General features: G+C 45.1%; 26 protein-coding genes. 15 read left to right on the top strand and 11 right to left on the bottom strand.

All coding sequences use genetic code 11. From position 1 onward, the window contains the following. Window positions 1-12: 12 nt before the first annotated feature. Genes KIT90_RS05305 through KIT90_RS05320 form a run of 4 tightly spaced genes read right to left on the bottom strand, consistent with a single transcriptional unit; the run spans window position 13 to window position 3,995 of the window. On the bottom strand, window positions 13-702 hold the full coding sequence (locus tag KIT90_RS05305) for an AAA family ATPase (protein ID WP_041055789.1): 690 nt from the start codon (window positions 700-702) through the stop codon (window positions 13-15). Continuing rightward, complete coding sequence (locus KIT90_RS05310; protein WP_285375744.1) at window positions 702-2,801, bottom strand: SLBB domain-containing protein; 2,100 nt, start codon at window positions 2,799-2,801, stop codon at window positions 702-704. The genes KIT90_RS05305 and KIT90_RS05310 overlap by 1 nt, the downstream gene beginning before the upstream one ends. Next, the gene (locus KIT90_RS05315; RefSeq protein WP_285375747.1) at window positions 2,798-3,646 is read right to left on the bottom strand and encodes an OmpA family protein; all 849 of its coding nucleotides are present in this window, start codon (window positions 3,644-3,646) and stop codon (window positions 2,798-2,800) included. Before KIT90_RS05315 ends, KIT90_RS05310 begins: the two co-directional genes overlap by 4 nt. A 28-nt stretch (window positions 3,647-3,674) precedes the next feature. Further along, window positions 3,675-3,995 carry an STAS domain-containing protein gene (locus KIT90_RS05320; protein ID WP_005440957.1) on the bottom strand — a complete coding sequence of 107 codons (321 nt, stop codon included), beginning with the start codon at window positions 3,993-3,995 and terminating at the stop codon, window positions 3,675-3,677. Window positions 3,996-4,312: 317 nt separating this feature from the next. On the opposite strand from KIT90_RS05320, the gene KIT90_RS05325 reads away from it, so the two are divergent. Beyond that, complete coding sequence (locus KIT90_RS05325; RefSeq protein ID WP_005440958.1) at window positions 4,313-5,155, top strand: DNA ligase; 843 nt, start codon at window positions 4,313-4,315, stop codon at window positions 5,153-5,155. Window positions 5,156-5,162: 7 nt separating this feature from the next. On the opposite strand, the gene KIT90_RS05330 is transcribed toward KIT90_RS05325, so the two are convergent. Beyond that, complete coding sequence (locus KIT90_RS05330) at window positions 5,163-6,179, bottom strand: DUF3080 domain-containing protein (RefSeq protein ID WP_285375749.1); 1,017 nt, start codon at window positions 6,177-6,179, stop codon at window positions 5,163-5,165. 105 nt (window positions 6,180-6,284) lie between these two features. After that, window positions 6,285-7,655 (bottom strand): MATE family efflux transporter, encoded by a 1,371-nt coding sequence (locus KIT90_RS05335; RefSeq protein ID WP_009706068.1) that lies wholly within the window; start codon window positions 7,653-7,655, stop codon window positions 6,285-6,287. A 281-nt stretch (window positions 7,656-7,936) separates the two neighbouring features. On the opposite strand from KIT90_RS05335, the gene KIT90_RS05340 reads away from it, so the two are divergent. After that, window positions 7,937-8,548, top strand: coding sequence for a riboflavin synthase subunit alpha (locus KIT90_RS05340; protein WP_285375751.1), 612 nt, complete (start codon window positions 7,937-7,939; stop codon window positions 8,546-8,548). A gap of 117 nt (window positions 8,549-8,665) precedes the next feature. Here KIT90_RS05340 and KIT90_RS05345 read toward each other — a convergent pair whose 3' ends face one another. Both KIT90_RS05345 and KIT90_RS05350 read right to left on the bottom strand, forming a co-directional pair. Continuing rightward, entirely contained in the window at window positions 8,666-8,860 is a 195-nt protein-coding gene (locus KIT90_RS05345; RefSeq protein ID WP_005427574.1) for a CPXCG motif-containing cysteine-rich protein, read from the bottom strand. A gap of 252 nt (window positions 8,861-9,112) precedes the next feature. Then, window positions 9,113-9,979, bottom strand: coding sequence for a fructosamine kinase family protein (locus KIT90_RS05350; RefSeq protein ID WP_285375752.1), 867 nt, complete (start codon window positions 9,977-9,979; stop codon window positions 9,113-9,115). Between the two features lie 224 nt (window positions 9,980-10,203). Between KIT90_RS05350 and KIT90_RS05355 the strand changes: the two genes are divergently transcribed. The 3 genes from KIT90_RS05355 to KIT90_RS05365 all read left to right on the top strand — a co-directional run bounded on the left by KIT90_RS05355 (window position 10,204) and on the right by KIT90_RS05365 (window position 12,619). Beyond that, window positions 10,204-11,172, top strand: a complete 969-nt coding sequence (locus KIT90_RS05355; RefSeq protein WP_285375754.1) for a response regulator — start codon at window positions 10,204-10,206, stop codon at window positions 11,170-11,172. Beyond that, window positions 11,172-12,134, top strand: a complete 963-nt coding sequence (locus tag KIT90_RS05360; RefSeq protein ID WP_009706072.1) for a GGDEF domain-containing protein — start codon at window positions 11,172-11,174, stop codon at window positions 12,132-12,134. Before KIT90_RS05355 ends, KIT90_RS05360 begins: the two co-directional genes overlap by 1 nt. Before the next feature lie 140 nt (window positions 12,135-12,274). Continuing rightward, the gene (locus KIT90_RS05365) at window positions 12,275-12,619 is read left to right on the top strand and encodes a DUF3802 family protein (protein WP_005427720.1); all 345 of its coding nucleotides are present in this window, start codon (window positions 12,275-12,277) and stop codon (window positions 12,617-12,619) included. Window positions 12,620-12,653: 34 nt separating this feature from the next. Here the strand turns inward: KIT90_RS05365 and KIT90_RS05370 are convergent, their stop codons facing one another. Beyond that, complete coding sequence (locus KIT90_RS05370) at window positions 12,654-13,142, bottom strand: NlpC/P60 family protein (protein ID WP_009706073.1); 489 nt, start codon at window positions 13,140-13,142, stop codon at window positions 12,654-12,656. 140 nt (window positions 13,143-13,282) lie between these two features. Between KIT90_RS05370 and KIT90_RS05375 the strand changes: the two genes are divergently transcribed. The 8 genes from KIT90_RS05375 to KIT90_RS05410 all read left to right on the top strand — a co-directional run bounded on the left by KIT90_RS05375 (window position 13,283) and on the right by KIT90_RS05410 (window position 18,510). After that, window positions 13,283-15,301 carry a methyl-accepting chemotaxis protein gene (locus KIT90_RS05375; RefSeq protein ID WP_285375853.1) on the top strand — a complete coding sequence of 673 codons (2,019 nt, stop codon included), beginning with the start codon at window positions 13,283-13,285 and terminating at the stop codon, window positions 15,299-15,301. A 208-nt stretch (window positions 15,302-15,509) separates the two neighbouring features. Next, the gene (locus tag KIT90_RS05380) at window positions 15,510-15,923 is read left to right on the top strand and encodes an NUDIX domain-containing protein (RefSeq protein ID WP_285375759.1); all 414 of its coding nucleotides are present in this window, start codon (window positions 15,510-15,512) and stop codon (window positions 15,921-15,923) included. Then, complete coding sequence (locus KIT90_RS05385) at window positions 15,913-16,329, top strand: NUDIX domain-containing protein (protein WP_285375762.1); 417 nt, start codon at window positions 15,913-15,915, stop codon at window positions 16,327-16,329. The genes KIT90_RS05380 and KIT90_RS05385 overlap by 11 nt, the downstream gene beginning before the upstream one ends. Continuing rightward, the gene (locus KIT90_RS05390; RefSeq protein WP_285375763.1) at window positions 16,326-16,796 is read left to right on the top strand and encodes a hypothetical protein; all 471 of its coding nucleotides are present in this window, start codon (window positions 16,326-16,328) and stop codon (window positions 16,794-16,796) included. The genes KIT90_RS05385 and KIT90_RS05390 overlap by 4 nt, the downstream gene beginning before the upstream one ends. Window positions 16,797-16,798: 2 nt before the next feature. Beyond that, window positions 16,799-17,341 carry a hypothetical protein gene (locus KIT90_RS05395; RefSeq protein ID WP_285375765.1) on the top strand — a complete coding sequence of 181 codons (543 nt, stop codon included), beginning with the start codon at window positions 16,799-16,801 and terminating at the stop codon, window positions 17,339-17,341. Between the two features lie 51 nt (window positions 17,342-17,392). Next, window positions 17,393-17,773: a hypothetical protein gene (locus tag KIT90_RS05400; RefSeq protein WP_020197396.1), complete on the top strand. Its 381-nt coding sequence runs from the start codon at window positions 17,393-17,395 to the stop codon at window positions 17,771-17,773. A 42-nt stretch (window positions 17,774-17,815) separates the two neighbouring features. Further along, window positions 17,816-18,034 carry a hypothetical protein gene (locus tag KIT90_RS05405; protein ID WP_005441533.1) on the top strand — a complete coding sequence of 73 codons (219 nt, stop codon included), beginning with the start codon at window positions 17,816-17,818 and terminating at the stop codon, window positions 18,032-18,034. Between the two features lie 17 nt (window positions 18,035-18,051). Next, the gene (locus KIT90_RS05410; protein WP_285375768.1) at window positions 18,052-18,510 is read left to right on the top strand and encodes a GNAT family N-acetyltransferase; all 459 of its coding nucleotides are present in this window, start codon (window positions 18,052-18,054) and stop codon (window positions 18,508-18,510) included. On the opposite strand, the gene KIT90_RS05415 is transcribed toward KIT90_RS05410, so the two are convergent. Together KIT90_RS05415 and KIT90_RS05420 are read right to left on the bottom strand one after the other, a co-directional pair. Further along, entirely contained in the window at window positions 18,483-18,707 is a 225-nt protein-coding gene (locus KIT90_RS05415) for a hypothetical protein (RefSeq protein WP_285375769.1), read from the bottom strand. The genes KIT90_RS05410 and KIT90_RS05415 overlap by 28 nt on opposite strands. After that, window positions 18,704-19,522, bottom strand: a complete 819-nt coding sequence (locus KIT90_RS05420; protein ID WP_285375770.1) for a sterol desaturase family protein — start codon at window positions 19,520-19,522, stop codon at window positions 18,704-18,706. The genes KIT90_RS05415 and KIT90_RS05420 overlap by 4 nt, the downstream gene beginning before the upstream one ends. 183 nt (window positions 19,523-19,705) lie before the next feature. On the opposite strand from KIT90_RS05420, the gene KIT90_RS05425 reads away from it, so the two are divergent. Together KIT90_RS05425 and nagK are read left to right on the top strand one after the other, a co-directional pair. Then, a complete protein-coding gene (locus KIT90_RS05425) occupies window positions 19,706-20,455 on the top strand; it encodes a tRNA-uridine aminocarboxypropyltransferase (RefSeq protein ID WP_285375772.1) in 750 nt (249 codons plus the stop codon). Window positions 20,456-20,628: 173 nt separating this feature from the next. Beyond that, on the top strand, window positions 20,629-21,537 hold the full coding sequence (gene nagK, locus KIT90_RS05430; RefSeq protein ID WP_009706081.1) for an N-acetylglucosamine kinase: 909 nt from the start codon (window positions 20,629-20,631) through the stop codon (window positions 21,535-21,537). Window positions 21,538-21,608: the final 71 nt, after the last annotated feature.

A 21,608-nucleotide genomic window follows, 5' to 3' on the forward strand; every position in this document is an offset into this window, starting at 1 on the left:
AGTGCGCGCTCCCTATAAGGTAAATAATTCGCTGTTCTTTATTTGTTTCGATATTTTCGCTTTCAGCTTCTCTGGCAAAAAGCGCAGTTTTTTCACCTGACGAATCAGTTCGTCTTTTAAACCTGCGTTGTGCTTCATGTTGAGTACAGCGCCTAGCAGATTGGCATTGCTGGTTTCTAATAGCTTTTTAGCTTGGTCGATTTGGCTTGTGGTGGTTGAGCCGTAGCTGGCAACCAGTACGCAAGTATCGCAAACGCCTGCAACGACTTGGGCAGGAATGTTGCTGCGGTTCATGCTCAGTAGCGGTGAAGTGTCAATTACCACTCGGTCGTATTGCTCAAGCCACTTATCGACCGCCTTTCGCAACATGGTTGGGTCGCGATAGGCAAGTTGTGTGCTCGCAAGGGAAGGGACGGTTAACCCGACCAGCGTTTGATGGTCTTCCTCACGAGATATCAATTGTCCGACTTCTTCCGGTTCTTCTTCAAAAGCATGAACCGTGCTGTAAGCGGGCTTGAACAGGTTCAGGTCGACATAAAGTGTCTTATGACCTGCAAGAATCAAGCGTTCTGCCAGTGCAGAAGCCACAGACGTAACCCCATCTTCAGACTGACAAGCCACGACACTAATTGACCTGTAGCCCTTGAGTTCGCTTTGAAGATAGATCTGCTCAATCTCAGCATGTGTTGCAGGAATAGTCATTACAGCGCTCCTATTAACACTATGGTGGTGGTGATTTGTAGCAAGTCACGTAAACCAGCACGGGCTTTCTCAGCAAAACTTTCGTCTTTATGCGGAACATAAATCGTATCACCGGCACGAATCACGGGCAGGTCGTATATGTTGGCGGTTTTGCTGAATTCAACCAAGTTAAACACACGCGCCTGACCTTGGCAGCAAGACATGTTAACCACACTGATCTTCTCAACGTAAGCACTGTCACTCGGTCCACCAGCTTCAGCAAGCAGGTCAAGGATGGTCATGTTGTCATTGAAGACATAGCGACCCGGTGCATGTACTTCACCTAGTACGCGAACTGTGGATTCTTTAGAACGATCAAGCCAGTTCTTGTCTTTTTCTGGAATGTAAATGGTATCGCCAGGGCGCACATCTGGCAGAATCGATTCATCGCCAGTTTCAAAGTAAAGCGACAGGTTAAGTTTGCTCACTTTTGCGTAACCTAAACCACGATGCGTCACTCGGATGTTATGAATATCAGCATCTTTGGTTGGGCCATCAGCCGCAGACAAGATATCTAGGAAATGCATCTCTTTAGTAAAGCGGTAACGACCCGGCGCGTTGATCTGACCGAACACATAAATTGATGCATCAGAGCTTTGGCTGACCCACTGTGATTTGTTGTCTGATGGATCGTCTGGTAGCGCATGAACACGAACCACTGTGCCAGCGGAAACCCTTGGCAACTTAGAATGTGGTGAGCCTTGTAGGATGTATTTATCCAAATCAAACTTGGTGACTTTACCGTTGTTGGAGATTTCAATCTTACTGGTGTCCGCACGGCGAGTAGGGCCGCCCACATGAGCAATCAAATCGATCAAGTCCATTTCGTCTGACCATTCGATACGACCCGGGCGAACGACTTCACCCATTACAGCGACCGCACGACTTGGTGCAACCTTCAACCATGACTTTTCATTCATGTCGGTTTTTTCAGGGACGAAGATAGCGTCACCCGGGCCAACCGTCGGTACTTTTTGTTTAGACAGTCCTTCAGTGTGAGCGGTTAAGTCGAAATTGATGACACCACCATCCGCTTTGATAACGCGGATTTGGCGAGATTCTGCGAAACGCGTTGGACCACCTGCGTTAGCAAGAATGTCCATAAAGCTCGCACCTTTTTTGCCTTCGTAGGCACCAGGGTGAGCCACTTCACCCATCACGTAAACCACGTTCGCGCCCGCTTTAATTTCTTCTTCCTGCTTTGGCACAAAGATGGTTGCACCCGGTAGGATCTCAGGCAGCAAGCTCTGGTCACCTGTATCTAGGTAGCGCTTAAGGTTAAACATAATCGGTGTGTTGTTGGTGATAACGCGGATTTGTTCCACACTAGCGTAACGGGTAACACCGCCAGCGCGCATGACCACATCGACAAGTGTCGTGTTGGGTTTGTAGGTAAATGAGCCCGGTGCGTTTACTTCACCAAACACTTTAATTGCGCGGACAGAATCGGCACTGTCGCCCGAGTTTGCCAGTTTTGCTGCATCGAATTCTTGTTCAATATTACCGACCAATGGTGAAGCAGGGACGAAAAGAACGTCCAATGATTCTAGAGTTGGCAGTTTTGAGTCGTCACCGGTATCGAGAAAGCGTTTGTAGTCGAACTCAATGTTCTTGTTGCCACGCTTTACGATGATCTTATCAAGCTGAGCACCAGCACGTAGGCCGCCAGCTTCGTAAAGAAACATCTGAATATTAGAGCCAGATGGAAGTGTATATTCGCCCGGCTTGACTACGTAACCCTGTACTGAAATCAAAAGTTGTTGTTGTTTGATGAACACTCGAGCGTTACTTACATCGCGGAACACAGTTTTAAGGTTATCGGTGATGACATTTTGAAGCTGAGCCTCGTTGTAACCCGCAACAAAAACCGGACCGATTTCTGGCAGATTGATGCGACCACGTTTATCAACTTGGAAACCTTTATTCAGAGATGCTTCACCGGGTAGGTTGATTTGTACCAAGTCGCCGACTTTAACCACATCATCTTCCGCTGCCCATGCCGTATTGATGGTGATTAAGCACAGCATAAGTAGGGTGGTGATAGCTTTGAGGATTCTCATAGTGCGCCTCCCATTTCTGTGCTTGTGTCTGAATTAGCGTTGAGGACTTCGATGCTCACGCGGCGATTGGTCAAACGAACCGCTGGTGTTTGCCCTTCGTAAAGAGGCAGTGTTTCCCCCACAGATTTGGTTTGCACGCGGTCAGAGGTGATGCCGAATACGTTCAAGTAACGCTTAACTTGCTCAGCTCGGTCTTGAGCTAATTTTTGGTTGTATTCCGGTGTGCCCGTTGCGTCTGCATGTCCGGTTACGACCAGAGATAAAGATGGATGGTCACGAAGGATATAAGCCGCCTCAGCAAGATGTCCCATGTACTTTGGGTTGATCTCCGCAGAGTCGACGGCGAATTGGTTGTCTACATTCAGAAGGTCATAGATGTCCGCAACGATGTTTAGGTCACTGCGCAATGCTTCTATGTCTTGCGGTGGTTTACACGTAGTTTGCGATAATACGTAATCGAGTTGTTGCTCAAGCTGGTTAAGGCGTCGGCGTTGAATCACGATGTCGTTAGCTGCATCAAGAAGTAGTCCACCTTCCAACTCACGAGCGATACGGTTTTGTTTCTCAAGTGCCTGCACAACAGCAGCAGGAAAACACCAGCGCGCGCCTTCTTGAATCAAAGCATCCAAGTGCAGCTTGGTTAACTGCCAATCGAAACGTAAACCATGCTCAGGGCCAAGAGGCTCGTCGGGCATCACTGGTGAAAACTGATAATTCTCGATAGAAATATCTTGGTAGCTTTCAGCCATGCCACCCTTACCATGATCAGGGTAGTTAAACGTTGAGCAACCAAACATGCCGACAACGAGACTACAAAACACATTTTGTCGTAAAAGATTCACCATGCCAACCTCCGTATTAACCGGTATTTTTTTAATGACCTTTTGAATTGACCGGGATAGCGTGATTGATGCGTAACAGGCTCATGATCTCCAATGGCTGTCCCGATACGTTTTCAATAATCATGCTACGCTCACGTTCAACTAGGCGCTTATATAGATAAACAATGGCACCAATCCCTGAAGAATCAAGAAATTGGACGTGTTGCAGATTGATTTCTACTTCCTTGTGATCGTCACTGTGAATCACCTCATCAATTTGATGTTGTGCTTGACGGCAGCCTTTTGCATCTAGGTCACCAAAAAATTCGATAGTTAGCGTGTTTGGGGTAGTTTCAAGTTTACGTAGTTCCATGATGCTTTCTCCATTTATTCGATTTCCTGATTTGGATAGAGCAGGGAACGTGCCAAATAAAAAATCCTTTAATTACATAGCATTAAATAAGTGTAGAGCGATGTTTCATATTGAGAATCTGGTTTTTCTCAATATGAGAATCAAAAAAGTGAATCGTTTTAGGGGTTTATAAATGCTAATCTGATCTGATCTTTATGTATGCAGTTGCACTTATTTGCTTATGAGTATTGCGTTGAGTCGTAGAACGTAAAATGTGGGTTAGGCGTTTACAGAGAGGTACGGTTCAATAGAGGTGCTTTTTCGTACAAGGTTCCCGCATGCCATTAAGAATGACATTGATTGCCCTCGCTGTAATAGCTTCCGCCCAGCCTCAAGCTGATCCCAACTTACTACCACCTGTTTCACTTGCCGATTCCTATCAAGACGGAATAGACGTATCCCAATACTGGTATAGCGAAAAGCTTGATGGCATTCGGGCGTACTGGACGGGACAACATCTAGTGACGCGAAATGGAAATCGCATCTACGCGCCAGATTGGTTTATCCGAGTGTTACCTGATTATCCTTTAGATGGCGAATTGTGGGCAGGGCGAGGTAACTTCCATCTTGTTCAGCAGACGGTTTTAGACAGAACACCGGTAGACAGTGCTTGGCAAAGAATCGACTTCATGCTGTTTGATATGCCTTATTCGGCGGGTGATTACAGAAAACGGTACTACAACATTCAGGACCTAGTGTTTGCGATTGACGCGCCTCACATTAAGTACGTTGAGCATCGTGCAATTCAAGATGAGAAACATTTGTTCGAACAACTCGACCAAATTTCGCAATCTGACGGTGAAGGTGTCATGTTGAGAAAGGTATCAAGCCGTTATCAGGCAGGAAGAGGCAGTGATTTACTCAAGCTCAAACGTTTTGAAGATGCAGAAGCCTTAGTGGTCGGTTACAAACCCGGGACGGGACGTTTACTGGGAATGATGGGAGCGCTGCTGGTGCGTTTGAGCAATGGCACAGAGTTTTACATTGGCAGTGGCTTTACCGATGATGTAAGAAAGTCTCCGCCACGAATCGGCTCAACAATCACGTTTCGCTTTAATGGCTATACCCATAATGGAAAACCACGATTTGCCCGATTCTTAAGAGAGCGAGTTCCTCAATAAATCGAAGCTACTGATTGCCAACACTCACACCGCAGCGCTTAAATAAGTCTTTCCAGAATTGCACATGCTCCAATGTCTTTTGTCGAAATTGGTCATGTGCTTTTTCAATACCGTAATTTGCACCATGTGCGGCCATTCTTTGTTCGACTAAGTTAATCCCGCCATCGAGCTGCTGATAAGTACTGTCGACAAACGCCATGTAAGGTTGTACCTCGCCGACATAAATCGACTGAAATACGTTTCTCAAATAGCGAAACTGCGTGGTGTCTCGGTTAGCACCACAAATAATTTTGTCTTGGTTTGCTTCGAGCATTTGTGTGGTTTGTTCTAGCCAATGGGTCGCATCAATCAAGGTGTAATACAGTCGTCCAACGAGACGTGTTTTTTCAATCTCTTCTTGATAGTTCACTATGGTTACGTCGGGTAAGCGAGAAAGGGTGCGATAGGGCGTTTGGTATATTTCATCTAAAGCAAGGAAAGCGTCTCGTACGTGGGCGACTTGGTCTTTGCTCTCCATCGGCAACCATTCAGACCCGGTTAATTGCTTGCGCATGGCATCGCTAGTCAGCAACATATTGTCGAGATGTACGCTTAGATGATGCCATTTCTGATCGTACAATCCGTTAAGTTTTGTGCTTTCTTCGTCACTCAATGGGTAATCGCTCAAGCATCCATTCAGCGTTCTGAGCAGATTGGTTTGATAGTCGAAATCGTAAAAGGCGTCTTGAACCTTACCTAGTTGCGAGTTCTTTTCTGCGAGCAAGTTGAATAGACCACATTGACGCAATTGATAGCTTTCTAGTAGGCCAAGTGACAGGCGAGGGAGCTCTTGAAAAAGTTCTCTTTTCTCAGGAACAGTGACAGCAGGAGAAGCCTCTAGATCAGATTCTGATGTGTCTAACACGTTAGCCAAGCGCTGATTGTATTTTTCGAATACCGCTTTCTCTGGGTTAAACCATTCGTTACACCCAGTGAGTAAGCTTGTCGATAATAAAAGCGCCGTAGCAACAAGTGAACTTCTCACAGCATTTCCTTTTTAATCACTTAGATAAGTATACTTTGTGACACGCAAGAGAGATCAAAAAAGCCAGCGTTCGCTGGCTTTAAAATTTGGTAGTCGAAGTTTGAATTACTGCTGAGAGAAATTCAACTGCACTTCAGGGTCTTGGCGGTGCATCCAACGCAAGCGAATACCTAGTAGGAACGCTGCCGACGATAGACCAATGATGAAGCCTAGCCAGAAGCCTTGTGCGCCCATAGGCTCAACAATCCAGTCTGTACGACCTAATACGTAGCCGATTGGCAGACCAAGTAACCAGTACGCAATAAAGGTACGGTTGAAGATCGCGCGCATGTCTTTGTAACCGCGCAGAGCACCTGCCGCAATAACTTGTACCGCATCGGTACATTGGTAAATTGCTGCAAACAGCAGTAGCACCATTGCCAGTTCGATAACTTCAGGGTTATTGGTGTAAAGCAGGGCAATTTGCTCACGGAACACAACAGTTAGAATTGCCGTCATCATCGCAAGAGCAAGACCAACCATCACACCTACGCGAGAAGCAACACGTGCGCCATCAACGTTTTCTTCACCCAAACGGTGACCAACGCGGATACTCACTGCCGCACCCACACTCATTGGTAGCATGAAAACAAGTGAAGAGAAGTTAATTGCAACTTGGTGCGCGGCAACAATGATCGAACCAAGTGGAGAGACCAAAAGCGCAACCACTGCGAACAACGTCACTTCAAAGAACAACGCTGCAGCGACAGGGAAGCCTAGTTTGAATAGACGAATTTGAGCCTTAAGTTGAGGCTTGTGGAACTCGCCAAACAGGTTGATGCTTTTTAGTCGTGCAGAAGTGGTTACGTAAAGAAGCAGTAAGCCAAACATCACCCAGTAGACGATCGCGGTTGCAACACCACAGCCCACACCGCCTAGTGCAGGTGCGCCGAATTTACCGTAAACGAAAATCCAGTTAAGTGGGATGTTGAGCATCAAGCCGATAAAGCCGATGAACATCGCAGGTTTCGTTAGCGACATACCATCAGTAAAGCTGCGTAAAGTTTGGAATAACAAGAATGCTGGTACAGCAAAAATAACCGCATGGATATAGCCAATGGTTTTCTCTGTCATTGCTGCCTCGACATCCATTAACCCAAGAATGAACTGGGTTTGGAATAACACTCCGATGATTGGAATGCTGATCAGTAGGGCAAGCACAATGCCTTGTTGGATCTCGAATGGGATTTTAACGCGGCGACCTGAACCGTTGAGCTGAGCAACCACTGGTACAAGCGCCATCAATAAACCCACACCAAATAGAATTGATGGAAGCCAGATACTTGCAGCCACAGATACCGCCGCCATGTCGGTCGCGCTGACGCCACCTGCCATTACGGTATCGACAAAGCCCATCCCCGTTTGCGCGACAGAAGCGATCAACACAGGGGTAGCTAATTTAATAAGACTCGATGCTTCTTCTTTATAGCGATGCACGAAATACTCCAGAGCGGAACAATATATTGTAAAAGAAATAATTTGAATCGAAAGAGAGTGCTCGAGGACAAAAGATGTGATGAACTGATCTGATGGTTGATTTTAGTCACTATAAGGTGAAAAAATGCCTCGGTGGAACTCCGCGCAGATGATAAACAATTGTATGCTCAGATACCATACCCACAAGATGTGGATTTCTGGTTAATTGATAGACGATTGTAAAAACACTCAGCGGACGTTTAGCTTGGCTATCAGTCGCTTCTAACAAATAGGTAAAAAGAATGTTTACAGGAATCGTTCAGGGTACGGCTAAAGTCGTTCATATCGACAAGAAAGATCGCTTTCAAACTCACGTTGTTGAACTGGAAGGCGCATTAAGTGAAGGTCTTGAAATTGGTGCGTCTGTCGCGCACAACGGTTGTTGCCTCACCGTAACGAAAATCGAAGGATCGCAAATCAGCTTTGACCTAATGCAAGCGACACTTGCGCTGACCAACCTAGGCGAATTGGTAGAAGGCGACAGCGTCAACATTGAACGCGCAGCAAAATTCGGAGATGAGATTGGCGGCCACAGCATGTCTGGTCACATTAGCTTGATGGCAGAAATTGCAGAAGTCATTGATACGCCAAACAATCGCACCATTTGGTTTACGCTGCCAGAAGAGTCGATGAAGTACGTGCTTGCTAAAGGCTACATTGGCTTAGATGGATGCTCACTGACCATTGGTGAAGTCGAAGACAACCGTTTCTCAGTACACTTAATTCCGGAAACGCTCGAAAGAACCTTATTTGGTCGTCGCCAAGTGGGTGAAAAAATCAACGTAGAATTCGATCCACAAACACAAGCCATCGTTGATACGGTAGAACGTGTATTGGCAGCGAAGCAGCTGTAGTTCTGCAAGGAATAGCTAACTCCGTTTAACTAGGCAAAAGTAACAGGGTAAAAATAATAAAGGAGCACTTGGGGCTCCTTTTTTGTTTCTTCTGTTTTTAGGGGGGGATGTGAGTTCCTACTCGTAGTTGTCGTCGATGAACAATTCGACCTTTTGCTGCAACTCATCAACTTTCATGTTGAGGTGAATCGCATGACAACAAGCCGGACAGTCATCATAGAACTCTTGGTTACCATTACTTGCATCGAGAGTGATGCCGATTGAGTGCCCACAGTGGGGACATTTCACATGTCTTTCAGTGTAATTTTGCATACAAAAACTCCTAGTATTGCAGGGCTTTTAATACTTTATTGTAGAGAAAATACAGCCCTTATTTACTCGCTTGTCTCTTAGGGTTAGAGATACAACGTAAGCCGAGTTACTTAGAATATTAGGTGCTCTTGTTGCTAATTGAGTCGAAATAAGTACAAAAGTTGACCCCAAACCCAACGTTGGGCTTGGGGTCTTTCTCTAGAGTGATATGCGTCGAAAATTTACACTCAGCAATGATCTTTTCCTTCCAAATCAATAAGAAATTATCTTCTTAATTATCGATTGCGCTTGCTCCAGATAATGTCCGCCAAACAGGTTGCAATGGTTAAGAACATGATAGAGGTTATAGATATCTTTACGTTCTTCATAGCCAACCAAAAGTGGTGCAACTGATTCATATCCTTGATAAAAATCAGGTTGGAAGCCTCCAAATAACTCGGTCATAGCTAGGTCACATTCTCGGTCTCCCCAGTAACAGGCTGGGTCAAAACTAATAGGCCCTGCTGGGGTCAGTGCAACGTTTCCATTCCAAAGGTCACCATGCAAAAGAGAAGGCTGAGGTGAGTGATTTGCTAAAAGCTGTTTCACGACGTCAATAAAGTCATCGATATCAACCAAAGATACGCCTTTTTCTTTCAGCAATTGTAATTGCCATCCGATGCGCTGCTCAGCGAAGAAGACGCACCATTTCTTGTGCCATTGATTTGGCTGAAGTGTCGACCCGATATAATTATCGCTGTCGAAACCGAACTCTTTTTGTTCACCCCATAAGTGAAGGCGAGCCAATTGTTGGCCAAACTTAAAGCTATTGCTGGCATCTTCAAGCGGTTTGGTTGGGAGGTAATTAAGAATAATAAAGGAGTGCGTTTTAGTTTTACCGACTAAAACGACTTCAGGGACAAATAGAGTAGAGGTTTCACGCAAAAGGTGAAGGCTTTCCGCTTCTACTTCAAACTTGGCTAAGAAATCCCGATCATTAAGTTTGACGAAATAGCGTTGCTCTCCGTCATTGATCATATAGCTTTCGCTAATGTCGCCGCCTGAAAGTTTCACTTTCTCGGTGATTTGATATTCAAACATTAAGGTATCAGAAAGCTGTTGCGATATTGCTTGCCACATACAAAACCTCGCTCATCTATTTGACCAACAATAGTTTAGGATAAACGGCGGAAGATTGACGCGCACTTGAGCAAACTTCGACAATAAATACGTCGGTCATAGTGAAAAATGTGCATAAGTGTGAATCATGTCGCCTATAACTCTATGATTTATCGACTTAACATATGGAGCTATTGAGATACAACGAGTATTATAATTTTTTTGACTTTAGTTCCATTGGTGGCATGAAAATACTGATTTGTGATGATTCGGCAGTCGCACGAAAGTTGATTTCCCGATCCATCGTACAAGATACATCATTGCACCTTCTCGAAGCCCAAGATGGTCACGAGGCGCTGAAAATCCTAGCGGAACAAAATATTGACGTTTTGTTTCTCGATTTGACGATGCCAATAATGGACGGATTCGAGGTACTAGAGTCTCTGCCTGTTAGCCAACATCAAACCAAGATTGTCATCGTTTCGGGTGACGTCCAGCAAGAAGCCAAACAACGTTGTTTAGATCTTGGTGCAATAGACTTTATTGCAAAACCACTCTCTGAAGAACAAGTCGTTCCTTTGTATGAAAGTCTGGGGTTGCATTACGCCTTCAGTTCTAGTGTTGAAATTGAACCAACGCCAAACATAGAAATTACCCCGTTGTCTAAGTTCCGTGAGGTGGCCAATATTGCGCTAGGTAAAGGCGCGGCAATCATGGCGGATCATTTGCGAGAATTTATTCAACTTCCTGTGCCTCATGTTGGGCCGCTTTCTTATGGCGAGCTTCATATGACGCTGGTGGATGTGATTGGGCGTGAGAGTTCTGTGGCGGTTGCCCAGCGATTTGTTGGTGGTGGTATCCACGGTGAAGCACTGGTTTGTTTGCGCGGTAAAGACATCAACCAAATCGGTGAGCGGTTGGGGTACTTATTAGAGTTTACGCCACACAATGAAATCATCTTAAACGTGTCTAACTTGTTGGTTTCTTCTTTCCTAACGTCTTTAGGTAACCAACTGGATAAGCAATTCTCTCTGCGTCAGCCAGGTATCATTGAAACCATTACGCCTTTCAGTGAAGAAAAGGGCGAAGCTGGCCAACTCTTTACCATCGAATACACCTACATGGCAGAGGCACTCGACTTTGAGTGTGAAGTTCTGTTTTTGATAGATAAATCATCCGTAGAAATCATCTATGAAATCATGGAGTTAATCTAATGTCCGAAATCACGCTGGACATAGCAGACTTTCACTGGGTTACCCAAATTCTGGATACCATGGACTCTGGACTTATCGTACTCGACCAAGAGTATAAAGTCTGTGTGTGGAACAGTTTCATGCAGTCGTACAGCGGTATCCTGTCGCAAAACATCTTGGGTGAATGCTTATTTGATCACTTTGAAGATCTCCCCCGAACATGGTTAGAGACCAAGCTGAAAACGTCGGCGGATTTAGAGACGCGTTCATTCTCTAGCTGGGAAAACCGACCATATCTTTTTAAGTTCAACAACTTCTCACCGGTTTCAAACAGCAGCAACTTGATGTTCCAAGACATTGTGATCACGCCATTGCGCTCCCTCTCAGGTGAAGTGAGCCACATTGCGATTCAAATCAACGATGTCTCAGAAACCGCGCGAAACCGTATTCATTTGAGAGAAACTAACCAGCACCTTTCTGAAATCAGTCGCAAAGATGGCCTCACAGGATTGTTTAACCGTGCGTACTGGGAGCAGTCATTGAAAGAAGAGTTTGCTCAACTCAAAGTCATTGAAGGGGCAAGTTCGTTGGTAATCTTTGATATTGACCACTTTAAAAAGGTCAACGACACCTATGGCCACCATACTGGCGATGAAGTGATTCGTCGTACATCCAGCCTATTGCGCAAAACAGCACGCAGCAGTGATATTTGCGGGCGTTTCGGTGGGGAAGAGTTTACTGTTTTACTGCCACACACCAATCAAGAACAGGCGAGCTATTTTGCAGAGCGTTTAAGAAAGCGAATCGAGCAAGAAATCGTGAAAGTTGAAGACTTTTTGATTAACTACACGATAAGTATCGGCGTTTGCGAGTATAAATCGTACTTTGAGAGTCACACACAATGGCTTAAGAGTGCCGATGCTGCGTTATATCGCGCTAAAGAAAATGGACGAAACCAAACCTGTTGTCATGAAGATGACTAACCTAATTGGTTGAAAACCATTCAGTTAACGCATCAATGCTTATTAATATGAAATAAGTTAATGAAATTTTCTCGGCATGTCTTACTATTGAAACTATTTCGCTTTCAGCTTCGAAGGCTTGCACTAAACGGAGAAAAACAGTGGTTGTAGAAACCGATGGATATCTCGCTCTAATCGAGCACTTGTCACTTAACTTAGATATTTTCACGTCTGAAATCGGTGACACAGGATCAGAAAGCATTGAAGATGTCGTGACTGACATGGTTGCGTCGAACATCATGGCGATATTCGAACAAAACCCAGAATTGCATTCAAGTGTGCGCTTTAAGTTGCTAAAAGAAGCTGATGCGGTAGTAGAAGATTTGGGTGAAGTGCTAGCGGGTGTGTGGACGAAAAAAGCGACCAATGAACAGATCGCTTTTTTAGATGAATACATCGCGTTAGTGAAGAACTTGTTTGATACCGCTGTCGCGACCTACGACTGATTCCAATCTCTCGTCATTCCTATTCAAAGAAGAGTTACATTGTAACTCTTCTTACTTGCCAAAATTTCGATGCCCAATACGGGTTGTCTATTCTTGAAATGATCACACCTTTCGATGTGGAAGCGTGCATAAACTGCTTATTTCCCAAGTAGATACCCACGTGGTATGTGCTTCTTCTGGTTTTAAAAAATACCAAGTCGCCTTGCTGCGCATCAGACCAACTCATCTCAACACCTTGCTTAGACTGTTGGCGCGTTGTTCGCGGCAATGACATTTGGTATGCCTCGACAAAGGCTTTTTGTACAAACGCGGAGCAGTCTATGCCTGATTTTTTTGTACCGCCTAAACGATAGGGCGTGCCTTCCCATTCATTAAAAAACTGAAACAGGTCCTGATTGTCGGACAGAAGTTGGTTGACGGGAAGGGAGGCGTTTACTTGCGTTTCTGGGTCTGGGCCAGAAGAACACGCACTAAGTAGCGTACTGATTATTAAAGGGAAAAATATACGACGTACTTTGTACACAGGTCATCTCCATGACTTAAAACTGAAATATTAGTGTCATAACCAATGCCTACTATGGGCTGAAAATCACGTTTTTGTCTCACTTATGTGACGAATAAACGGAAAGTTGATTCAAAACCAAGAAAGAACATAAATTGATTATGACAGAGCGCAAACGTTTACGCCTTTCTCTTTCACTGATTCAGACTATCAGTGCAACATTTTTAACTATCATCGCACTTGTTATAGCCCTTTCTGTCTCAAGTTTCAAAGGAATGGAACAGATTGGCGAACAATTTGAAGAGTTGTCTCAAAAAGCGTTACCCATGGCAATGGCAAATGCGACACTCACAAGGAACGTTTTAGAGCAGGTCAAACTGCTGAACTATGGAATGCAAATCACCGATCCGAATGAACTTCCTCTTATCACTTCTCAAATTGAAGAGCTAGCGCAGCAAAGTGACGGGCTCATAGAGCAAACTTCCGGTGTTGCTGAACACCTATCAAGTATGCTCAAAGAAAACGTTGCTGAGTTGCATCAAGTCACCAATTCCATTTTATCGAAACAGTCTGCAGTGATTCAGATGCAAAGCGACATTAACTCGGCCGTTGGCGGGTTTCGATATGGCTTAAGTTCGATTGGCCCAGAGATGAACCGTATCAGCTCGTTTCTAAGCAATGACAACCCTGAATCGAGTGATGCGGCAAATCGCTTCATTGCATCCGCAAGCTCGATGGAAAGCACCTTCTTAGTGATGATGATGCAAACCGAGCTAGAGAAAGCGGAGCAAGAATACAGAGAAATGCGAAACCGTATCGCTGGGATTAACCTCGCTTACGATGACTTCAAAGAATGGCATCCGGAAGTGACAGAGTTCGCCAGCCTAACTGCGCCTTATGAGATGGTACAAGCAGGCTTCAAAGATGATGGGGTTTTGCGTTTGATTCTGGCGAAACTTGAGCAGAGCGAACAGCAAAAGGTCGAGTTTCAACGTGCCTCTCAGCTCTCAAACGAAACCATGTATTTGCTCGACCAAGTATCTGACTCCGCCTCTGCGCTGATTGATGAGCGTGAAACCATTGTCCACAGTACCATTCAAAACGTCAGTTTGATGGTTGTTGCTGCCGCTGGCGTTATCTCGCTCGTCATTTTAGTGACTTGGTTTGGCCTTCGCACTTGGATTAATCGAGGATTGAAAAACATCCTTACTCGTCTTTCCGCGTTAACGGAACATGATTTCCGAGATAAAGCGCAAGAGATTGGCCCGTTTGAACTTAAAGAAGTCGCACGCAAACTCAACCAAGTTATCGATTCAACCCACGATTCGATTTCCACTGTTACGCGTAACTGCGAAACCTTGTACCAAACCGCTGAGATTAGCCACGATGCGGCCGAACAAACAAATCAAAGCTTAACGGTTCAAAATGAAGCACTGGCGAGCATGGTGACGACCATTACTCAACTAGAGGCATCGATTAGAGAGATCGCGACGGTGACGAATGCCTCTTCCGAAGATTCGCATTTAGCGACGGAACACACAGTGACGGGCGTTGCTGTGGTGGAGCAAAACCGTCAGCGTTTGGAGACACTAGAAAGCTCACTCAACATGAATGAACAATCCATGATGGAGCTTGATCAACGCGTTAAACAGATTCGTGAGATGGTGGATATGATCAGTGGCATTGCTGATAACACCAACTTACTTGCTTTGAATGCGGCGATTGAAGCGGCGCGTGCAGGAGAGCAAGGACGAGGTTTTGCGGTAGTCGCCGATGAGGTTCGCAAGTTAGCCAGTGATACTTCGCAACAGACCACCAATATTCGTGAAATGATGAATGAGTTAGTTGCAGCGGCAGAACGATCACGCAAAGCGGTGAATGACTCACGTGAGGAAATGTCTTACGCATTACAGTCGAGCGATGAAGTGAAATCGGCATTCGCAGACATTAACGAAGCGGTTCAGCATATCCAACAGCGTGTCGAACAGATCTCTGTTGCGACAGAACAGCAAGAGCGAGCAACGGCGGATGTGTCGCAATCCATTACACATATTTCTGACCAAGGTGAACACACCAAACTCCAATTAGAATCCATGGTCGAAAGCTCGGAGCAAGTCGCAGACATCGCGGGCCACCAACAAGCGATGCTGCATAAATACGAACTGCATCAAGTGAGTTGATCCAGCATTAGGTAAGACCAAAAGAACTTCCAATACGGCCAAAGGCAGGGCAATCGCTCTGCCTTTTTATTTTTTGACTCCAAGAGTGAGTGACCCAAATCGCAAATTGATTAATGGCACAAGAGAAATGTGCTGCCAACATTTGTTAATTCTTTGTTATCGCTTCAAGGTTGTTAGAATGTTCCGCTAAATCAAGGGAGTGAGATGAATGCCAGAGCGAGCAAGTTTGATACTAATAAACGATCAGCGAGAGGTTTTATTGATTGAACGAGTGAAGGGCGATAGACACTATTGGGTGTTTCCTGGCGGTAGTGTGAAGGATGGAGAAAATCTTTCTGAAGCGGCGAAACGCGAGGCACTGGAGGAGACCTCTATTGAGCTGACATCGCTCACACCTGTGTTTCAGATTCAAAATCAAGGCAGAATGGATCATTACTTCTTATCACATATCGGCTCAGCTACCTCAACGCTAGGTAATGGCCCCGAGCAACAAAGGCAATCGGCTTCCAATCAATATATTTTGAGAAGGGTGAGTTTTACTGAACTAGCCATGTTGCCTCTCTTTCCAGTCGAAGCGAAACAAATATGCCTTCAGAGCGAGGAGGTACTCTGTGGTCGATAAAGTGTGTCCTCTGCTGTTGCGAAAACAAAACCGCGAGATTCTTCTTTTCAAACATCCTCTTGCGGGCGTCCAGTTGGTGAAAGGCACTGTTGAACTCTTCGATTGCGACGTCTTAAGTGCGGCAAAAAGAGAATTGGCAGAAGAGTCGGGGATTGAACTGGTCAATCAACCAACCTACTTAGGGACTTGGGACAGTGGATTTCAAGAGCAACGTTGGCATTTCGTTTTGTGTGAATGTGAAGCGTTGCCAGAACATTGGGTCTTCCACACTCAAGATGATGGTGGACATGATTTCGAATTCTTTTGGCATGAAGTTGCGAAAGACATTTCCTCCCATGCGCACCCTGTCTTTCAGCGTGCTTTAGAGCAGGTTCGTGAGTTTATCCGCATTGGGGCAATGAAGTGAAAATTGAAATCGGTAATCACACGAATGCAGAGTTGCTTCAAGAACTCAAAGATCAACGCATTCAATTCAATCCGTTTGCCTTACAGCTGTTTGAAGATCAATTGATACAAACCAAACAGCGTGGCCAGATAGTGTCTGTATTGGTAACAACGCCTTCGGAATTGGGGGCACCTTTTGGAGCAACGTTGGCTGAACTTCTTGCTCATGCAGCTCTGAAAGGGCTAGAGCCTTGTCCGCTCGCCGTGGCACCATACTTGTTACTTCAAGGTATTTCGCTCACAAAAGACGAATACATAACGCTCGTTTCTTCTCCTCTCGCTCAGGAAGAGACTTATCCCAGAGGTTTGTATCTGCGTAAGCGGGATGATGGTGTGTGGCTAAGAGGGTATCGGTGTGATGATACCTTTATCTTTCCTCCTTCGATGAAGTTTGTGTTCATTGATTTAAAAGCACCACAAGAGGGATAACTTTGACCTACGTTTACCATCGCGTACCAAGCAATTTGACGGGAGACCGATTGAAACCTCTTAACTGCTTGAAAGCGTCACACCCGAGCTTGTATCAACAACATGTCAAGAAATACGAGTATCGCCCGCAAGCTCTACAGCGTCGTGTTCATGGGTTAGATTGCTATTGGAATGACGTGCTTCACTTTACGCCGATTCATCCGGGCAAGGTACTAGAGGGATTGAGAAAGTGCGGCCTTGAGGCGACAACACTAGGTCGTTGGCTTCGATTTGATGTGAGAGAGCTCGGTTTTGATAAAACCAATACTGTGATTTTCTGGTCGCTCAATCAAGAATTTGGTGATTGGAAAGAATCAAAAGAGGATTTTACGCCTTACAGAGAGACCGAACTTTCACAACTCAGCGAACTTCCGAGCAAAACGCTATGCTTTTATCAGGAGCGAATTGATAAGGAAGAAATGCCATTGTTATTCTTTCGTACCCCTCATGTACTGTTTAAAGGCATTGTCGCTCTCAAAAATGGCGTCGAAATTACAATTATTTAGCTGATTTCTATATGCTTTGCGCATTCATTCAGATAAGGAAAGGAAACGATAATGGATAAATTCGTACTGTTTCTCCTATGCCTTTGCCTGACCGTGGGTGGTGTCATCCACATTTACGACAATATTGTCGATGGCTTTTTGCCTTACGATTTTGCCCCAGGCTGGTTAAACATGTATTGGAGCGCTCTTGGCCTCCTTGATTTACTCGCCGTTTACTTGCTGATTAGGCACCGCCGGACTGGGCTGGTTTTACTGTTATTGATTATGTTGAGCAGCGTAGGCTTTAACTCTTATGCGCACTATGGATTGGGCGTATTGGAAAGCAGTGGACAACTGCAATGGCAAACGTTGTTGTTAGGGTTTTCTATTGGAGTATCAATTTGGCTGTGGAATTCGCAAAAGCATCGCCACTCACGTCAGATATTCCGGTAATTGTTTTATTCGATATTACGTATATTTAAACAGGGAAGTGTTATGGATAACTTTAAGGAGCTGGCGAGCTTCGGTGTTTTTGCCGCGCTATCGGGCTTTAGTTTTGGCGCAATCTTTTTTGGCATTGCGTTTGTGTACGCGGCCATCAACAAGCAACAAGATGTGAGCGTGTTCGCCATCTCTTCAATTGTTCTTGGGATTATCGGTTTGTTTGTTGGTGTGACCCAATCAAATAAAAAACGCGATTTGATTAAAGCCTAAGCTCATTAAAATAGAAAATGCTTAAACGCGTTTCGAGTGAAAACCCTTCGGTAGTATCCCTTACTAGAGATTGCTTTCAAGAATTGAGAGCAATCTACTCTCCAAATAAAGCCGCGAAACCGACTTCAAGCAAAGATGAATGGGTCAATTATGCTTATTATCTTGAAGGTAGAATCGTTGGTTGCGTCAAAGCCAAACTTACAGACGACGAGCTGCAATTATCAGGACTGGCTGTTGAAAGTGCATCTCGCAAACAAGGAATCGCTCGTCGCTTAATTGTGGCTTTATGTAAGTTACATAGCTCAGTGAATGCTCTGAGTGTCTGGTGTGTGGAAGAAACGGGTAATGTCGAGATTATCAAAGCACTCGGTTTTGAAGTGCTGCAAACAGAGTCTTCTCCGTTGTTCTCGTTAACCAACGGTCGTCCAGCTACAGAAGTTAAATTGGGTTATTCAATCCGAAATACATTGGGATGAGTTGCGGTCGCGTGTTCGTGATACATATCATCTAGGTAGGTCAGTAACTCGTCTTCATCGAGAAAGGGCGGCACTACAAAGTCTCTGATTGGACGCTTTATCGAAGTTTCTGAATCGATATAAAGCGTCCAAACCCCGTCTTTGCATTCAGCAAGCATGATTTTTCCAAACACATTCACTTTCATTGAACTGCTCATGAGGAAGACTTTTCCTTATAACGAAATGGCTGGGTGATCAGTTTATCTAATCTTTGCTCGTCTTTGTCGCGAATCTCTGGAACACCAATCACAACATCATCATGACCTAATTCCGGTTGAGCGCGGTAAGTGCCAAACAAACGATCCCATATCGACAAGAAGAAACCAAAGTTTGAATGTGTCTCGCGCACGATGACAGAGTGGTGAACGCGATGCATGTCTGGCGTCACAACCAATTTGCGTAACTTCGCATCCCAAGGCAGTGAAAGCTTTGCATTGCTATGGTTAAACATCGCGCTAGCGTTCAATACGATTTCAAACACTACGATGGCGATAGGAGACACGCCTAAAGCAAACACCGCAGCGATTTTTACAATCATTGAGAGAATGATTTCTATCGGGTGGAATCGCATTCCGGTTGTGACATCGATATCTAAGTCTGCATGATGCATGCGGTGAAGCTTCCACAGCGGTTTAACGCGATGGAAAATTAAATGCTGTAGATAAATGATGAGATCGAGTAACACGACGGCTATCAACACATTTAACCAAGGCGGCAAGGCAAGAGCGTTGAGCAGACCCCATTGGTTTTCATAAACAATGATGGCTGCTTGAAAAGCGGCAATAGGCATCACAACGGCAATAACGACGCTGTTTAGTGCGACCAATGTGAGGTTGTTAAACCAGCGAAATGAACGGTCGACGGTCAACTGTTTTCTCGGTAGCTTGTTTTCCCACAGAGTACAAAGCAACAAAACACTAATAAAGATGCTGAGTCGTAGCCAAGAAGGGTCGTTAAATGCAGTTTCGGTCACGCTAATTTCCTTGATTGATTCGCTTATTTGTTAAGACCTCAAGACTCCACCGTATCTTTCACCGAAAATAAAGGAATGTGAATATCAGTCCGTTTACGAGCATTTCTTGAGACTCACTGGCGATGCAAGTAGAATCGCGCTCTACTTCATACATGCACTTATTCTAACTGGCACTTTCTATCCATGAGAATCCACGCTTTCCATCGTTTATACCAGCACCGTCAATCTATCTCAACGAAGCCGTTTAACGCTCGTGGCTGTAAAGTGGTTCGCTGTCCATATTGTCAGGTTTCTGAGCAATATTGTTTGTGCGACATTCAGCCGAACATCGAATCCAATATTGCCTGCATGCTGATCGTATCGGAAAACGAAGTGTTCAAACCGAGTAATACCGGGCGACTAATTGCTGATACGATTCAAGAGACCTACGTGTATCAATGGAATCGTACTGAGCCTTCTCAAGAGATGCTCGCACTGCTAGAAAACGATGCTTATCAACCTGTGGTTGTCTTCCCAGCAGATTACGTGGATGAGCCTGAGCGTTTACTGGATGGTTTGAATCCAGAGCAATTTAAGGCATCCGACGGCTCAGATAAAAAATGGTTACTGATCTTCATTGATGGCAGCTGGCGTGAAGCGCGTAAGATCTTCCGCCGTTCCGAGTTCTTGAAGTCTTTGCCTGTGCTTTCTATTGAGCCGGAATCATTGTCTGAATACATCATGCGCCGCTCGGACAATGAGCAGCATCTGTCCACTGCAGAAGTCGCGACGTTAGTATTCAAACAAGCAGGTGAAGAGCAAGCTTCGGAGTGTCTGCAATTGTGGTTTGAAGCCTTCCGTGAAACCTACATGCTGACGAAAACTCGCGTAAAAACCGACTGGTCTCGACCGCATCTGAAACGTTTCAAAGAGTGGGCTAAAATCGAGAGCTAACTCTAAGGAATGAACTTTTGTTGATGGCTTGTTGTTCAACTGGCTTCAACGAGGGGATAAATCTGCATTCGGTCACGGTTTGCAGGCGTACAGATATGGATAATGCTCGGAGTTTATCTTTTTTGACTCCAGCATTTTTTGGGAGTCGTTTGAGCTTTTTAGGAGAGAATTGCATGTATTACGGCTTTGATGTCGGTGGCACTAAAATTGAGTTTGGTGCGTTTAACGAAAAACTTGAGCGTGTAGCAACTGAACGTGTACCAACACCAACAGACAACTACGATTTGCTAGTAGAAACTATCGCAGGTCTGGTTAACAAATACGATGCGGAATTTGGTTGTGAAGGTACGATTGGTCTTGGTCTTCCTGGGATGGAAGATGCTGATGATGCAACCGTACTAACGGTTAACGTACCTGCAGCAAAAGGCAAACCACTTCGCGCTGATCTTGAAGCTAAAATCGGTCGCAGCGTAAAAATTGAAAACGATGCAAACTGTTTCGCGCTTTCTGAAGCATGGGATGAAGACCTTCAAGACGAACCATCTGTACTAGGTTTGATCCTTGGTACGGGTTTTGGCGGCGGCTTTATCTACGAAGGTAAAGTATTCTCTGGTCGTAACCACGTAGCGGGTGAGGTAGGCCACACACGTCTTCCTATCGATGCATGGTTCCACCTAGGCGACAACGCACCTCTACTAGGTTGTGGTTGTGAAAAGAAAGGTTGTCTAGATAGCTACCTATCTGGTCGTGGTTTCGAGCTTCTTTACGCGCATTACTACGGCGAAGAGAAGAAAGCGATCGACATCATTAAGTCACACGCAGAAGGCGAAGCAAAAGCGGTTGAGCACGTTGAGCGCTTTATGGAGCTTCTAGCAATCTGCTTTGCGAACCTGTTTACTGCGACTGACCCACACGTTGTTGTACTAGGCGGCGGTCTATCTAACTTCGAACTGATTTACGAAGAGATGCCAAAACGCATTCCTAAGTACCTGCTTTCTGTAGCGAAGTGTCCAAAGATCATCAAAGCAAAACACGGTGATTCAGGCGGCGTACGTGGTGCTGCGTTCCTAAACATCAAATAATCGTCTGAGTTTTCGGTAAGCGAAAACACATAAGACCAACATTGAAAGCCTCGTTTCCCTTTAAGGTGAAA

The sequence above is a fragment of the Vibrio sp. B172a genome (assembly GCF_030248355.1).
GTDB lineage: Bacteria > Pseudomonadota > Gammaproteobacteria > Enterobacterales > Vibrionaceae > Vibrio > Vibrio owensii.